The 16216-nt window shown below is 41.9% G+C and carries 17 protein-coding genes; all 17 read right to left on the bottom strand.

Annotated features, from left to right (window positions below; all coding sequences use genetic code 11):
• Positions 1-164 precede the first annotated feature (164 nt).
• The 17 genes from dapA to rnpM all read right to left on the bottom strand — a co-directional run bounded on the left by dapA (position 165) and on the right by rnpM (position 16215).
• Complete coding sequence (dapA, locus tag AC3ISE_RS09960) at positions 165-1037, bottom strand: 4-hydroxy-tetrahydrodipicolinate synthase (protein ID WP_489224058.1); 873 nt, start codon at positions 1035-1037, stop codon at positions 165-167.
• A gap of 35 nt (positions 1038-1072) precedes the next feature.
• Complete coding sequence (gene dapG / locus AC3ISE_RS09955; RefSeq protein WP_489224057.1) at positions 1073-2287, bottom strand: aspartate kinase; 1215 nt, start codon at positions 2285-2287, stop codon at positions 1073-1075.
• 70 nt (positions 2288-2357) lie between these two features.
• Entirely contained in the window at positions 2358-3401 is a 1044-nt protein-coding gene (asd, locus tag AC3ISE_RS09950) for an aspartate-semialdehyde dehydrogenase (RefSeq protein ID WP_489224056.1), read from the bottom strand.
• Between the two features lie 139 nt (positions 3402-3540).
• On the bottom strand, positions 3541-4140 hold the full coding sequence (gene dpaB, locus AC3ISE_RS09945) for a dipicolinate synthase subunit B (protein ID WP_070877299.1): 600 nt from the start codon (positions 4138-4140) through the stop codon (positions 3541-3543).
• Positions 4137-5039: a dipicolinic acid synthetase subunit A gene (gene dpaA / locus AC3ISE_RS09940; RefSeq protein WP_133311027.1), complete on the bottom strand. Its 903-nt coding sequence runs from the start codon at positions 5037-5039 to the stop codon at positions 4137-4139. The genes dpaB and dpaA overlap by 4 nt, the downstream gene beginning before the upstream one ends.
• Before the next feature lie 254 nt (positions 5040-5293).
• The gene (locus AC3ISE_RS09935) at positions 5294-5551 is read right to left on the bottom strand and encodes a YlmC/YmxH family sporulation protein (RefSeq protein ID WP_070877297.1); all 258 of its coding nucleotides are present in this window, start codon (positions 5549-5551) and stop codon (positions 5294-5296) included.
• A gap of 80 nt (positions 5552-5631) precedes the next feature.
• Positions 5632-6873 carry a M16 family metallopeptidase gene (locus tag AC3ISE_RS09930; RefSeq protein WP_489224055.1) on the bottom strand — a complete coding sequence of 414 codons (1242 nt, stop codon included), beginning with the start codon at positions 6871-6873 and terminating at the stop codon, positions 5632-5634.
• A gap of 56 nt (positions 6874-6929) precedes the next feature.
• The gene (locus AC3ISE_RS09925) at positions 6930-7889 is read right to left on the bottom strand and encodes a polysaccharide deacetylase family protein (protein ID WP_489224054.1); all 960 of its coding nucleotides are present in this window, start codon (positions 7887-7889) and stop codon (positions 6930-6932) included.
• Positions 7890-8017: 128 nt separating this feature from the next.
• Positions 8018-10135: a polyribonucleotide nucleotidyltransferase gene (gene pnp / locus AC3ISE_RS09920; RefSeq protein ID WP_489224053.1), complete on the bottom strand. Its 2118-nt coding sequence runs from the start codon at positions 10133-10135 to the stop codon at positions 8018-8020.
• A 267-nt stretch (positions 10136-10402) separates the two neighbouring features.
• Entirely contained in the window at positions 10403-10672 is a 270-nt protein-coding gene (gene rpsO / locus AC3ISE_RS09915) for a 30S ribosomal protein S15 (protein ID WP_070877293.1), read from the bottom strand.
• A gap of 124 nt (positions 10673-10796) precedes the next feature.
• Entirely contained in the window at positions 10797-11747 is a 951-nt protein-coding gene (gene ribF, locus AC3ISE_RS09910) for a bifunctional riboflavin kinase/FAD synthetase (RefSeq protein WP_489224052.1), read from the bottom strand.
• A 41-nt stretch (positions 11748-11788) separates the two neighbouring features.
• Entirely contained in the window at positions 11789-12703 is a 915-nt protein-coding gene (gene truB, locus AC3ISE_RS09905) for a tRNA pseudouridine(55) synthase TruB (protein ID WP_489224051.1), read from the bottom strand.
• Positions 12704-12776: 73 nt separating this feature from the next.
• Positions 12777-13133 (bottom strand): 30S ribosome-binding factor RbfA, encoded by a 357-nt coding sequence (gene rbfA, locus AC3ISE_RS09900; protein WP_070877290.1) that lies wholly within the window; start codon positions 13131-13133, stop codon positions 12777-12779.
• 15 nt (positions 13134-13148) lie between these two features.
• On the bottom strand, positions 13149-13427 hold the full coding sequence (locus AC3ISE_RS09895; RefSeq protein ID WP_070877289.1) for a DUF503 domain-containing protein: 279 nt from the start codon (positions 13425-13427) through the stop codon (positions 13149-13151).
• The gene (gene infB / locus AC3ISE_RS09890; RefSeq protein ID WP_489224050.1) at positions 13424-15613 is read right to left on the bottom strand and encodes a translation initiation factor IF-2; all 2190 of its coding nucleotides are present in this window, start codon (positions 15611-15613) and stop codon (positions 13424-13426) included. Before infB ends, AC3ISE_RS09895 begins: the two co-directional genes overlap by 4 nt.
• Before the next feature lie 19 nt (positions 15614-15632).
• The gene (locus AC3ISE_RS09885) at positions 15633-15935 is read right to left on the bottom strand and encodes a YlxQ family RNA-binding protein (RefSeq protein ID WP_070877287.1); all 303 of its coding nucleotides are present in this window, start codon (positions 15933-15935) and stop codon (positions 15633-15635) included.
• Positions 15936-15939: 4 nt separating this feature from the next.
• Positions 15940-16215 carry an RNase P modulator RnpM gene (gene rnpM / locus AC3ISE_RS09880; protein ID WP_133311035.1) on the bottom strand — a complete coding sequence of 92 codons (276 nt, stop codon included), beginning with the start codon at positions 16213-16215 and terminating at the stop codon, positions 15940-15942.
• Between the last annotated feature and the right edge of the window lies 1 nt (position 16216).

Below are 16216 nucleotides of genomic sequence, written 5' to 3'. Positions count from 1 at the left end.
TCCTCCTTGAACCCGTCCAATACAACTAATGCCTATTATAACTGATGAAAGAATTGGAATACAAGGAAATAATCTCTTGGGAGCTGAGGAAATGAAAAGAAAACAAGTCAATTTTCATATATTGAGATCAAAAAAGGACCAATCCTGTGATTGGTCCTCTTGTTTTAGATGGACTGGATGACGTTCGTCAATTCATTTCTTTCTGTTTCAGTTAATGAGATGAGCGGCAATCTCACAGGTCCTACGTCAAGACCTTTGAGCTGAAGAGCCGTTTTAACAGGTGCCGGATTTGGTGCTTTGAAAAGCTGTTTCATTATAGGAAGCAGCTGACGGTGTATCGCTCCTGCTCTTACATTTTCACCCGTGTTAAATGCAGCAATCATTTCCTGCATTTCGTTTCCGATCACATGTGATGCTACAGAGACGATCCCTGCACCCCCGATAGAAAGAACAGGAAGTGTCAAGCCGTCATCTCCAGAATATAAAGCGAAATCTTCCGGCGTTTTTGAAATAATTTCAGACATTGCATCCAAATCACCGCTCGCTTCTTTCACAGCAACCACATTTGGAAGCTCTGCAAGGCGGGCGATGGTATCTGGAGAAATGCTTACTACTGTGCGTCCAGGTACATTGTAAATCATAACAGGAAGCTCAGTTGCCTCTGCAATCGTTTTAAAATGCAGGTAAAGACCCTCTTGATTTGGCTTATTGTAGTAAGGTGCTACAAGCATCACTGCGTCCACTCCTGCAGCCTCTGCTTTTTTTGTCAGATCAATTGATGCTTTCGTGTTGTTGCTTCCCGTGCCGGCAATAACAGGCACTCTGCCGTTTACTTCAGAAACAACATGCTTAAATAAAGCGATCTTTTCTTCTGATGTAAGTGTAGGAGATTCTCCTGTCGTTCCTGCCACAACTAATGAATCTGATCCATTTTGAATTAAGAAATTCACTAGCTGTGATGTTTTAGCAAAATCAATGTTTCCATTTTTATCAAATGGGGTTACCATGGCTGTAGATATCTTACCAAAGTCAATCATTGTGACACTCCTCTTTTTTCACTTGAATCTTAGTGTTATTCCGAGAGATCAAATGCTTCATGCAATGCGTTGACTGCATTAATCATATCCTCTTCTTTTACCAATACCCAAATTGTTGTATGACTATCTGCCGATTGAAGAATTTGTATGCCCTGTTCAGACAGTGCGGTTACAATTTTAGCCGTTACACCGGGCACTCCGGCGATACCCGCTCCAACTGTAGAAACTTTTGCACAATGCCTTTTGACGGCTGGTTCATATTCCATGCCTCTTAAAATTTCAATCGCAGCATCTGTTACATCTTCTGCAACCGTATAGATGACAGATCTTGGCGTGATATTGAAGAAATCGACACTGATTCCTGCGCGCGCCATAGCTTTAAATACCTCAGTCTGCACCTCGTATTGCCCTTCTTTGGCAGAGACATGAATCTGTGTGACATTCGAAACGTTGGCGATGCCTGTGATCAGTCTGTCATTGATGTCACTGCCCAGGTTTTCAGAATGATGGGAGGTAACAAGTGTGCCTAGACCTTCTGAATAGGTTGAACGGATTCTGATTGGGACTTTTGCCTGCATGGCAATTTCAACAGCCCGCGGGTGAATCACTTTTGCACCCTGATAAGCCAGGTTGCAAATCTCTGTATACGTAACCGTTGTAAGAGGCTTTGCTTTTTCAACTATTCTTGGATCTGCTGTCATGACACCTTCGACATCCGTAAAAATATCAATGAATTCAGCTTCAAGAGCTGCTCCAAGCGCTGCTGCGGATGTATCGCTTCCGCCTCTGCCGATCGTCGTTATGTCTCCGCTTTTAGTTGCTCCCTGGAAGCCGGCAACAACAACCACATCATTGTAGTCCAGCTCTCTTCTGAGACGCTCGCATCTCATATCAAGGATCTTTGCATTAGTATAGTCTTCATTTGTTAAAAATCCTGCCTGTGCCCCGCTCAGTGAAGAAGCTGCAATTCCTTCTGACTTCAGCATGCTTGTGAAAACAACAGAAGAGATTGTTTCGCCGCAGGATAACAGCATATCCTGTTCCCGCTTTGAAATCGAAGCTGTGCCGCCGTATAGAAGATTTAAAAAAGAATCTGTCGCGTACGGGTCTCCGTTTCTGCCCATTGCTGAGACAACTACAACCACTTTATACTGCTCTTTTAATGCATCACTTATATGTTTTAATGCCATTTTCCGGCCGTGATCATCTTTAACAGATGTTCCGCCGAATTTTTGAACGATTATTTTCATCCTTACACCCCGACTCTATACGTAAGAGAAGAGAGCAGGTATTATGTACCCTCGCTCTCTCCGACCCTGCTTATACTAATTTCAATTTAACAAGACTTTCTGCAATCTGAACAGAGTTCCATGCAGCACCTTTTAAGAGATTATCAGAGACAATCCACAAATGGAAGCCATTTGCACGATCAGGATCTTTGCGGATGCGTCCGACAAATACATCATTTTTCCCTACACAGTCTGCAGGCATTGGATATGTTTGTGTAAGCGGATCATCCTGAAGAGTAACTCCAGGTGCATCTTTTAATAATTCATGAATGTCCCGTACACTGACAGAATCTGAATCAAGTTCAATGTAAACAGATTCAGAATGACCAGTCTCAACCGGAATTCGCACACATGTAGCAGCAATTTCAAGGTTTGACATGTGCATGATTTTTTTCGTTTCATTCATCATTTTCATTTCTTCGAAAGTAAAGCCATTTTCTTCAAATTTGTCAATTTGAGGAATGGCATTAAAAGCGATCTGAAAGTGCTTTTTATCGCCCTTTACAGGGAGAATTTCAGGAGTAAACTCTTCGCCTTTTAAGATTGCTTCCGATTGAGTTTTTAATTCTTCAATTGCAGCAGCGCCGGATCCTGATACTGCCTGGTATGTCGATACGATTACTTTGTTTAAGCCGTATGCCTGTCGCAAAGGTTCAAGAGCAACAACCATTTGGATAGTAGAGCAGTTAGGATTGGCGATAATGCCGTTATGTTCGTTTAAATCTTCCTCATTTACTTCTGGAACAACAAGCGGAACATTTTCATCCATGCGGAAGGCACTTGTATTATCAACAACAATTGCCCCGTGCTTGACAGCTTCAGGAGCAAATTCTTTAGAAACACTGCCGCCTGCGCTGAAAAGGGCGATTTGAACACCTTTAAAGCTGTCAGGGCTAGCAGCCTGAACTTCATATTCCTCTCCTTTAAACATCACTTTTTTGCCGGCTGATCTTGCAGAAGACAATAAAGTCAGTTTAGAAATAGGAAAGTCCCGCTCTTCCAAAGTCTGCAGCATTTGCTGTCCCACTGCGCCTGTTGCGCCAAGGACAGCAACATGATAACCATTCGTATTCATCAATCAAAACTCCTTCCGCGATTATCCGTATTCAACCCGGATTAACTTCATATCATATTGTGTATTAGTTTATCATAGACTAGGTGTATTCATTATACAACCATGATTTTTCTTGCCTTCTATTCTATCAAGAAGCAGGCTATTCGTCATCACGAAATTTTTCAATGATCACCGGCTGGAATTGTGAATGCTCTAATGCTGCTTCTACTGTTTCCAATAATAAGTCCATTTTAGCCACTAAAGAATTCGGCTTTTTAAAAGGAGCATCCTGGCCAAATGGGATAAAATAAATATTCTTTGCCGCCATCAGCTTCATCAGATTTGCACCGTTTAATCCAAGCCCGTCATTCGTCGAGATGCCAAGGACTACCGGTTTGTGGTTTCTTAAAGTAGCCTTTGCAGCCATCAGCACCGGAGATTCTGTCATCGCATTTGCAAGCTTGCTCATTGAATTGCCGGTCATAGGGGCAACAACCATGCAGTCAAGCGGAATTTTCGGCCCAAGGGGTTCTGCTCCTACAATGGAATCAATGACTTTATGGCCCGTCAGTTCTTCAATCTTTTTTATCCACTCCTCACCTTCGCCAAATCTTGTGTTAGTGAATTTTACCGTATTTGTGACGACAGGCATGACATCTGCTCCTTCGTCAATTAATCGTTTAATCTGCGGATAAACTGCATCATATGTGCAGTGGGACCCCGTTAGTCCAAATCCGATTCTCTTGCCTTTAACCTTCATGATGATGACCCCTTCCTTTTGGAGAATTCCTCTGTAAGCAGCGCCGCCAATACGTTCGCCACAATCTGACCAGCCGTTTTCGGTGCGACTATCCCCGGAAGACCCGGTGCGAGCAATGCTTTTATGCCCCTTTTTTCAGCATATTTAAAATCCGTTCCCCCCGGCTTTGATGCAAGGTCAATGATCAATGTGTGAGCAGGCATTTTTGAGATCACTTTTGCCGTCACGATGTGATAAGGAATCGTATTAATGCAGATGTCTATTTGAGAAACTTCTTTTTCAAGATCCTCAAGCTGAAAAGACTCAAGTCCCATTTCAATAATTCTTGCTATATGCGAAGACTTTCTTGCTCCTACCTTCACTTTTGCACCAAGCGCTGAGAATGTGCGCGCAACGCTCATTCCTACCCGTCCAAGTCCCAGTACAGCAATTCTTGATCCGTGGATCGTAAAATCGGTGTGCTGAATAGCCATCATAATTGTTCCTTCTACGGTCGGAATAGAATTGTAAATCGCTACATCATCTCTTTCGAAAAGCTGAACAAGTTCCCGGTTTGTTCCATCAATTATTCCATCTAAGTATGGATTGCTGATTCCAGAATAAATGATGCAATGAGGAGGTGTTCTTGCAATAATCTCCTCCGTTAACACTACTTCCTCATTGGAGAAGATTGTATCGACGTGCCCTTCTAAATTCGTTCCGGGAACAGGCAGAATAATGACATCTATTTCTTCAAATTGCACTTCGGCAAGCTTTAATTTCGCGGCTCCGGTAAATCCATGATCCAGCTGGTCAAAGCCTACTAAAAAAAGCTTTGCATCAAGTTCAGTCAATTTCCGTATGACCTCCAGCTGCCGAGCATCTCCTCCAATGACTGCTATGTTAAGTCCTGTTAACATACGACCCTTTCACCTACTTTTTCGCGATGTATATATTCATATTGATTAAATCCTGAGTGAACTTACTTAAACATCTTATGTAATATCAGCGGGCGGGGTGATAGACTTTCCTGCATATAATTGTGAGTCAGGCAGTTGACTTTCAGCATTTTAACATCAGGAGCTGATCAGCCTCTTCACAGAAATCATGAATCGTATTGCTGCTCTTTTAAGAAGAGATCCCATAAAAAAAAGCGATTGTCGCCCAATCGCTTTCATTCTAAAAGTTTGATTTGATCATCTTCAATGTCTAAAATAATCATATCGGTGCCAATCTTTTTAATGTGAAGCCAGGGAACTCTTATTTCACCTCCCTGCTTTCTGAATCCAAACCATTTGACAGACGGAATGACAAGGGCGGTTATTTGACCGGTCTGTTCATTAATCTCAAGGTCCGTCTGTCCTAAAATTCCCAGTCTTTCGGCTCTTTTCACATCCACAATTTCTTTTCCGCTCAGCTCGCTCAGCCTCATGGAACCACCATCCTTTTTATCATATATATACATTTGGACATAAAAAAGACCTGCAGGAAATTCCCTGCAGGTCTAACTGATTATTGTTTTAAAGCAGAAGGAAGCTTTCCGTCCGGGCTGATCAGAGCAATGGAGTAGTCATCCGTAAATAATTGTTTTGCGAGTGCATTTACATTATCTGCAGTAACTTCATTAATCTTTTCAATCATTTCATCCAGGCTGCGGTGACGGCCAAGAAGAAGTTCATTTTTACCGTTTCGGCTCATGCGGCTGTTTGTACTTTCTAAGCTGAGCATCAAATTGCCTTTCATTTGCTCAATGCTGTTTGTAAGCTCTTTTGAAGTGATGCCTTCTTTTTTCAATGTAGCAAGTGTTTCCTGGATCGTTTCAAACAGAACATCAAGCTGAGCACGTCCTGTGCCGCCGTAAATCGTCAGCATGCCATTGTCCTCGTAAGAAGAGTGATAGGAGAAAACGGAATAGGCAAGCCCTTTTTGCTCACGGACATCCTGGAACAGTCTTGAGCTCATGCTGCCGCCAAGTACATTATTTAATACAATCAGATCGTAAATTTTTTCGTGGCCGACTTGAAGTCCGTCAAAGCCGATGCAAAGATGTGCCTGCTCTGTATCTTTTTTGCGCGCAAGCTTATGAGTCATGAATTCAGGTGCACCAATTTCAGTTCCCTTTTGAGACGTCTCAAACGAACCGAATTGTTTTTCGACCTCCGAAATAAAGCTCTCTGAAATATTGCCGGCTACAGAAATCACGACGTTTTCTGGAGTGTAATATTGATCCATATACTCTCTTAATGTGTCGCTTTCGAATTTAGCAAGCGTTTCTTCTGTTCCTAAAATAGGATACCCCAGCGGATGATCGCCGTATGTTGCTTTGCTGAGTAAATCATGTACGATATCGTCCGGAGTATCTTCATACATTTTAATTTCTTCATAAACAACATTTTTCTCTTTTTTCAGCTCAATGTCATCGAACGTTGAGTTGAAGAACATATCTGCAAGCACTTCAAGTGCATAGTCAGAATGTTCATCAAGCACTTTTGCATAATAACACGTGTATTCTTTTGAAGTAAAAGCGTTTACTTGCCCGCCGATGCTGTCAAATGATTCAGCAATTTCCCGTGCTGATCTTGTTTTTGTGCCTTTGAAAAACATATGCTCTAAAAAGTGGGAAATCCCATTATTTTTTTCATTTTCGTTTCGTGAGCCAGTGCCAATCCATACCCCGATTGCAACTGATCTTACATGGGGAATATTCTCGAGCACGATTCTTACACCATTTTGGCATGTATACTTTTTAATCAAACTTGTTCCTCCTATCTATCTGTAAGCTCCAAGGATTTGTAATTGATGTGAATATGTTATTTAGATGCAGGCAGCCGTTCTTCATCCATGAGCATTGAGACAGAACCGAAAGAATAGCCCTTCTGTTTTATTGACTGAATCAATGTTTCTAAACTTCTAGACGTGGAATCAGTAGGATGCATAAGAATCATAGCACCATTATGAACCTTTTTAAGGACGCGTTCAACTAAAACGCTGGGTTCGGGCTTTTGCCAGTCAATCGTATCAACTGACCAAAGAACCGTCTCCATCTTAAATTCATCTGCTGCTGTAATCACGTCCTGCCTGAAGCTTCCGCTTGGAGGTGCGAACCAGACTGGGGCGGTGCCTGTTATCTCTTTGATGACTTCATTTGTTGAACCAATCTGTTTACGGATTTGGTCTGTTGTGATTCTTGCCATATCAGGATGGGAATAGGAATGATTCCCGATTTCATGACCTGCTTCTTTTATTTTTTTGACAAGTCCCGGATTTTCTTTTGCCCATCTTCCTTCAAGGAAAAAGGTAGCTTTTACTCCATGCTTATCAAGCACTTCAAGCATAGCTGGAAGATATTCATTTCCCCAGGCAACATTAATGAGAAAAGAAACCATTGATTTATCAGGGTGTCCTCTGTAAATGGGAGCAGGCGGCAAGTCGCCTAAGTGAACTTTTGGATTAACCTGTCTGAAGACAAGCTGCTTTTCATCGAACTTCCCTTTTTTCTTCATTTTTTTATACGAATCATCAATATCAACCGTTATGCCATTGTAGCCGGGAGTAGCTTTCCAGACGGTATGTATTTGAGCATCCTGTGCCGGCTTTTCATAGTCCTTTGCCTTTGCAGCTATCGCCTGATAGAGCTCATCGGGCTGCTTTACAGCTGAAACATCTTCTACTTTCATTGTAGACACATAGGCTGATGTATATGGATTCTGTATAACAGCACCAGTTACGATTATGATGAGCGCAATGCTTAATAAATGGAACCTCTTCATGTTTGTCTTCCCCCTTTTTACTAGAAAATATGTACGAAGGGGACAAGGTAGAACATGTTGCAAGAGATGCCATGGTTACCTGGAAAAATGCAAAAAGAAGCCAGACTAGCTTCTCTGGCTTCTACACTTTAAGAATTTTGCTTTTCTTTTTCTTTCTCGTCACGAAGAACTGCTTTTCTAGAAAGATTGACGCGACCTTGTTTATCAATTTCAGTTACCTTCACAAGCAACTCATCACCGATTTTAACAACATCCTCAACTTTTCCAACGCGCTCTTCTGCGAGTTCAGAAATGTGTACTAAACCGTCTTTGCCATTGAATATTTCAACGAAAGCACCGAACTTTTCAACGCGCTTCACTTTTCCTAAATACATTTGTCCGACAACAACTTCGCGGACAATGTCTTCAATAATTTGCTTCGCTTTTTGATTCATTTCCTCATTCGTTGACGAAATAAAGACCGTTCCGTCTTGTTCAATGTCAATTTTAACGCCAGTTTCTTCGATGATTTTATTGATTTGTTTACCGCTTGGCCCAATAACATCGCGGATTTTATCAGGATTAATCGCCATCATTAAGATTTTAGGAGCATATTGAGACAGCTCAGTGCGAGGCTCTTTGATCGTTGCAAGCATTGATTCAAGGATTTCCATGCGTCCTTTTTTAGCCTGAAGAAGAGCTTCTTCTAAAATTTCACGGGATAAACCCTCGATTTTAATGTCCATTTGAAGGGCAGTTACGCCTTTAGCCGTTCCTGCTACTTTAAAGTCCATGTCTCCAAGGTGATCTTCCATTCCCTGAATATCAGTCAGCACTGAGTAATGCTCTCCTGATTTCACAAGTCCCATTGCAATCCCTGCTACAGGAGCTTTAAGAGGAACACCCGCATCCATCATGGCAAGTGTGCTTGCACAAATACTTGCTTGTGAGGTTGAACCGTTTGATTCAAGAACTTCTGATACAAGACGAACTGTATACGGGAAATCCTTTTCAGAAGGAATGACAGGCTCAAGAGCTCTTTCGCCGAGCGCGCCATGGCCGATTTCACGGCGTCCAGGTCCGCGCATAAATCCAGTTTCCCCTACGCTGAACAGCGGGAAATTGTAATGATGCATAAAACGTTTTGTTTCTTCAATGCCAAGACCGTCAAGAATCTGCACATCTCCAAGTGCTCCAAGCGTACAAATGCTTAGCGCCTGAGTTTGTCCGCGTGTGAACAGACCTGAACCATGCGTGCGGGATAATAAGCCGACTTCAGAAGAAAGAGGGCGGATTTCATCAATTTTACGTCCATCCGGGCGGACTTTATCTTCAGTGATCAGACGGCGGACTTCTTGTTTAACTAATTTCGAGAGGATTTCTTTCACTTGTTTAAGAGTGTCAGCTTCTGCTTCCTGCTCTTCAAAATGAGCAACGACTGTTTTCTTCACTTCATTAATGGCTTCTTCGCGTGCATGTTTTTCCTGCACTTGAATCGCTGAAAGCAAGTCTTTTTCAGCCATTTCACGAATGCTTGTCTCAAGATCAGCATCAAGAACATACAGTTTCACTTCTGATTTTGCTTTCGCTACTTGAGCTGCAATTTCTTCCTGGAATGCAATCAGACGCTTGATTTCATTATGACCAAACATAATCGCTTCAAGCATGATTTCCTCAGGAACTTCATTTGCTCCTGCTTCTACCATGTTAATGGCATCTTTTGTGCCAGCAACAATTAAGTTGATATCGCTTTTATCCATTTGGTCAACTGTCGGATTGATGACAAACTCATTATCCACACGTCCGACAACAACGCCTGCAATCGGACCTTCAAACGGGATGTCAGATACAGTTAACGCAAGGGATGAACCAAACATTGCAGCCATTTCAGATGAACAGTCCTGATCGACACTCATCACGATACTGACAACCTGTACTTCATTGCGGAATCCATCTGCAAACAATGGACGCAATGGACGGTCAATCAGACGGCTTGCAAGGATTGCTTTTTCACTTGGGCGTCCTTCGCGTTTAATAAATCCTCCTGGAATTTTACCAACGGCATACAGGCGCTCTTCGTAATTGACAGTCAACGGGAAAAAGTCAACCGTTTTAGGTTCTTTTGATGCTGTTGCTGTACTTAATACAGCTGTGTCTCCATAGCGGATCAGTGCCGCGCCGTTGGCCTGTTTTGCCAGCTGGCCAACTTCTACGGTCAATTCTCTTCCAGCCCAATCAATGGAGAACACTTGTTTTTCTTGTCCCATATAAGAATGAACTCCTCTCGTCATATAAGTCACAACATACAATTATGTATTATTATGAACCATTTAAATTCAACATATCAATGTTATTCCGGTATGTAAATAGATCACGTGAAAATCTTATTGTTTATTCGTATAGAATATTTAAATTTCCGCATTCATGCAAGCTCCAGCGCCTGGATCCCAGGTCTGAAATGATCAGGTCAAAACGCTCCTGCTTTTCTTATTTTAATACACTAAAAAAGCGGGAATTCTCCCGCTTTTCAAAGATTATCGGCGTAAACCAAGCTTGTTGATTAGATCGCGATAACGAGTTACGTCATTATTGCGCAGGTACGTCAAAAGATTACGGCGTTTACCTACCATTTTCAAAAGACCGCGACGTGAATGGTGGTCTTTCTTGTGAACACGTAAATGTCCATTAAGATTGTTAATATCCTCAGTTAGGATAGCGATTTGAACTTCTGGAGAACCAGTGTCCGTATCATGCGTTCTGTACTCAGTGATAATTTCATTCTTACGTTCTTGAGTGATTGCCATCCTATTCACCTCCTTCATTTAAAAACCCCAATTACCGAGCAAACGTTGGTGAATCGTTTTGCCAAGCAATGGTTATAAAAGTTACAAGTATTAGAATACTATTTTTCGTGGAATAAGGCAAGTGTTAATCTTGCAGATCTTGAAAAAATTGCTCAGCGGAAGCTTTGTCTTTGCCGATCTGCTGGATCAGTTCGTCAATGGAACCGAATTTTTGCTCGCTTCTTATCCGTTTATACCAGAATATAGAAACATTCTTTCCATATATAGATTTATTAAACTCAAAAATATGGACTTCTATGCTTGGTTTTAGTTTTTTTTCATCGTAAAAGGTAGGTTTGTAGCCAATGTTGCATACTCCATTGTAAATCTCTTCCCCAATTTGAAATCTGACAGCATATACCCCTGTAGGCGGGATGATATATGCCCCGTCAAGCTCTATATTAGCCGTTGGAAACCCGATTGTTCTCCCGCGCTTATCTCCGTGTATCACAGTTCCGTTTACCTTGTGAGGCCTGTTCAGAAGGCGTGATGCATACTCTACATCCCCGTTTCTCAGTACCTCCCTGATCAAGGTTGAACTGATTTTCCGGTCATGATCTGTCTGCTTGGTGATTGTCGTCTGTTCAAAAGCGCTTCTTGAATGAAACGGCAAGGTTTCCATCGTTCCTTTGCCAAGTCTTCCATAAGAATAATCAAAGCCTGCTATTACATGTTTTACATTCAAGCGGATAATATATTGGTCTACAAATTCCTGGGGAAGCAATGCTGCAAATTCTTCGGAAAATTGAACGATAAAAAGATAATCAATTTCAAGCTTTTCAACTAAATCAATTTTGTCCTGGAGGGTTGTAATCGCTTCGACGTGCTGAATATTTTTTCTTAAAACGACCGAAGGATGAGGATCAAACGTCATAACTGCACTTTTTAATCCTTTTTCTTCTGCTGTTTTTTTGGCTGTTAATATAACTTCCTGATGCCCACGATGAACGCCGTCAAAATAGCCAAGCGCCATTGCCAGCTGAGGCATTTCTATGTCGTTTAAAGAGTGCGGATGCGTTAGTTTGATCGTTTTCACTCGTGTTTCACCTTTTCTGTATCAGCTTTCTTCCCGCCAGGTCAGATGACAAGGACTTTGGAAGGTTTAAGGAAGTGGGGTTTTTCGGGATGCTGCTTGTATATCGCAAGGCAGGTTCCCTGTTCATCATATACGGCAATGGAGTCTTCAGCCGCATACTGTTCAAAACCAGACGGAACCTCAAGCACCGCACCATTTTTCACTTTCTTTGCTAATGTATCATTTATGGACAATTTGGGCAAATGATTTAAAGCTGTACTGATAGGGATGAGTTCATCCTGCAGTCTGCCCTCTTCTGCCATTTCCTCGATGTCTTCAAAGGTGTGGCATTGATCAATTAAAAACGGTCCTGAAGCTGTTCTGATTAAATGCGACATATGAGCAGGAAAACCCAATTTTTCGCCGATCATCACAGCAAGTGTTCTTACATATGTACCCTTGGAACATTGAACTTTAAAACGGAAAGAAACGGTATCTTCTTTGATTTCTATGTCAGATAAAAGGGTCATTTCGTGAATCGTGATTTTTCTCGATGGCCGCTCAATTGTCTGCCCTGCTCTTGCATATTCGTACAGTTTTTTCCCTCCTATTTTCACCGCTGAATACATCGGAGGCACCTGATCGATCTCACCTGTAAGAGACTTCAGCGCTTCTAGGACATCTTCCTTCGTAATAACCGCATCCACTTTCTTCTTTTCAACCACTTCACCGGAGGAGTCCTCTGTCGTTGTTGAGAAACCAATGGTAACTTCTGCTTCATATGTTTTTGATGCTGCCGTTAAATATTCAACAATCTTAGTTGCCCGTCCAAGGCAGACAGGCAGAACTCCTGTAACATCTGGGTCGAGCGTTCCGGTATGACCGACTTTTTTTGTCCTGGCAATTCGTCTCATTTTAGCAACACAGTCATGTGATGTCATTCCGGCAGGCTTATTTATTAATAAAACACCTTCCATTGCATGCTTTCCGCCCTTCTATCCAGTCAGATTACATAAACGAAAAGGATAGACTGATGTCTATCCTCTCCCGTTAATCTTCCTGCTTGTTTTCTTGATTAATTTCATGGATCAATGTTTCGATCCGGTTTCCATAATCAACGGATTCATCAAATTCAAAAAGGATTTCAGGTGTTTTTCTCAGCCTTATGCGCTGGCCGATTTCAGAACGGATAAAGCCTTTTGCTTTTGCAAGGCCTTTTAAAGTGTTTTCTCTCTTTTCTTCATCTCCAAGAACTGAAATGTAGACTTTTGCAATTTGCAGATCTCCTGACACTCTTACATCTGTAACAGTAACAAATCCAATTCGGGGATCTTTAATTTTCCGGCTGATAATTTCGCCTAATTCTTTTTTCATTTGTTCGCCGACTCTGTTCGCTCGTAAACTCATGCTATCACCTCACTGTTAAAGCCAATCAAACGAGGTTACAGTGCGTTCAATCTCTGGAAAAGAATCAATCATAGCAAGAGCTTTGTTCAATTCTTTTTCTGTTTGAACTTTATTTGATGTGATGGCGACGATGCCAATCTTGGTTCTCTGCCATGTGTCCTGAAAATCAATTTCTGAAACAGAGACATTGTGCCTCTGCTTCAGCCTCATCAAAATACGCTGTAAAACAGCCCGTTTGTCCTTCAATGATTGTGCATCATAAATCATGCACTCACATTCTGCATATCCAATCACTTGCGCTCAATTTCTTCCATGACGTATGCTTCGATGATATCTCCTTCTTTGATATCATTGAAGTTTTTAATCGTAATCCCGCACTCATAGTTTTGCGCAACTTCTTTTACATCATCTTTAAAACGTTTCAGAACGTCCACTTCACCTTCGAAGACAACGACTCCGTCGCGAATAACACGGATGCTGCTGTCGCGGGTGATTTTGCCGTCTGTTACATAAGAACCGGCAATTGTACCGATTTTAGATACTTTAATTGTTTGACGGACTTCAACTTGACCGATGACTTTTTCTTCAAATTCAGGGTCAAGCATTCCCTTCATTGCTGCTTCAATTTCTTCAATTACTTTGTAGATGATGCGGTGGAGTCGAATGTCTACTTTTTCTGCATCAGCCGTTCTCTTAGCATTCCCATCAGGGCGCACGTTAAATCCGATTACAATCGCGTTTGAAGCAGAAGCTAAAATAATGTCAGATTCCGTGATTGCTCCAACGCCTGTAAGGATGATTTTTACTTTAACGCCTTCTACATCAATTTTTTGAAGAGAAGCAGCCAAAGCTTCAGCAGATCCTTGAACATCTGCTTTGACGATCAGGTTGATATCTTTGATATCGCCTTGTTTAATTTGTTCAAACAGATCATCAAGGCTTAATTTCGCGCCTTCTTTACGCTGTTCATCAAGCTGCTTGCTTGCACGCGCTTCTCCAACCTGGCGGGCTTTTTTCTCATCAGTGAAGACCATGAACTGATCTCCTGCCTGCGGTACATCGTTAAGTCCTGTAATCTCAACAGGTGTTGAAGGTCCTACTTCTTTCACACGGCGTCCAAGGTCATTGACCATTGCACGGACACGTCCGAATGTATTACCCACTACGATTGAGTCACCTACGCGAAGTGTACCATTTTGAACAAGAAGTGTTGCAACTGAACCGCGGCCTTTATCAAGCTGAGCTTCAATAACCGTTCCTGTTGCAGCACGGTTTGGATTTGCTTTCCATTCTTCTACTTCACTGACAAGAAGGATCATTTCAAGCAATTCATCGATCCCGTCGCCTGATAAAGCTGAAAGCGGAACAAAGATTGTGTCCCCGCCCCATGCTTCAGATACTAGACCGTATTCAGTCAGTTCCTGCATTACGCGGTCAGGGTTTGCCGATTCTTTATCCATTTTGTTTACAGCTACAATGATTGGAACCTCAGCCGCTTTAGCATGGCTGATTGCTTCCACTGTTTGAGGCATAACGCCGTCATCAGCTGCTACGACAAGGATTGTAATATCTGTTACTTGAGCACCGCGGGCACGCATTGTTGTAAACGCAGCATGTCCCGGAGTATCAAGGAATGTAATTTTTTTGTTGTTTACAACAACCTGATAGGCACCGATATGCTGAGTGATTCCGCCAGCCTCGCCTGCAGTTACTTTTGTATTTCGGATTGAGTCGAGTAAAGTTGTTTTACCATGGTCAACGTGACCCATAATTGTAACAACCGGAGGACGGATTTGAAGCTGATCTTCTTGATCCTCTGTTGCATAGCCTTCAAATTCAGTTACGTCAAATACGATAACTTCTTCAACTTCCACACCATACTCGCCGGCAATCAATTCGATTGAATCTTTATCAAGATCCTGATTGATTGTTGCCATGACGCCAAGCATAAATAATTTTTTAATGATCTCAGAAGGCTCTTTATGAAGCTTTCCTGCCAATTCTCCTACTGTAAGGCTGCCTGTAAAAGTAATTTTGCTCGGCATTTCCTTTTTAGGCTGTACAGGTGCTGCTCCCTGAGGTCTGCGCTGATTATTATTGCTGCTGTTTTTCTTGTTGCCGAAATTTTTCTTGTTATTGTTGTTGCGGTTATTGTTGTTATTATTTGATTTTCCCTGCTGGCTAAAAGGCTTGCTGCCGCCTTTTGCTGCTGGTTTAGTTGGATTAGCCGGTTTTGTGTTGTTAGTATTCTCTTGTTTTTGCATAGGCGTTTTGTGATCTTCCCTTTGTTTGACAGAAATGGATTTAGTTGTTTCTTTCTTATCTGCCTTGTATTTTCCGTCCAGTTTGACAATTACATGATCGTCAATTGTTGACATATGGTTGCTGACTTCAACATTCATACTCTGCAAGGCTGTAATAACATCCTTGCTTGATATGTTTTGTTTTTTTGCATATTCGTAAACTCTCATTTTCGTCATATGGTCACCCCCAAGAAATTTAATCGAGCAAGGTTTTCATTTTTGCAGCAAAGCCTGCATCAACTAATGCCACAACTACTCGAGCATCCTTTCCAATCGCCTGACCTAACAGGTACCGATCCGGGACCGAGACAACAGGAATGTTGTAAAAACTGCATTTATCATGAACCTTTTTAGCAGTATTTTCTGATGCATCTTTTGAGAGCAGAACAAGTTTTGCACGTGATTGTCTAACTTCTTTGATGACAAGTTCTTCTCCTGAAACAATCTTTCTTGCCCGATTTGCTAAGCCCAATAAGGACATCCATTGATGCTTTACCATACCATTAATGTTTCTCCTTCTCAGCTAGCTGAAGCAATTCTTCGTAGATGGCATCTTCAATTTTTACTTGCAGGTGATTAGCCAGTACATTCTTCTTTTTAGCTTGTAAAATACAGTCTTTATCAAGTGAGAGGTAAGCTCCGCGTCCGTTCTTCTTGCCTGTAGGATCAACGGAAACTTCTCCTTCTTTTGAACGGACAATACGAACAAGTTCTTTTTTCGGCTTCATTTCCCCAGTTGCCACGCATTTGCGCAGCGGAACTTTTCTTTGATTGTTCACA

It is taken from the genome of Metabacillus sp. KH_069 (genome assembly GCF_057838075.1).
Note: the sequence above shows the minus strand (reverse complement) of the source record. Positions and strands in the feature narration are given on the sequence as shown.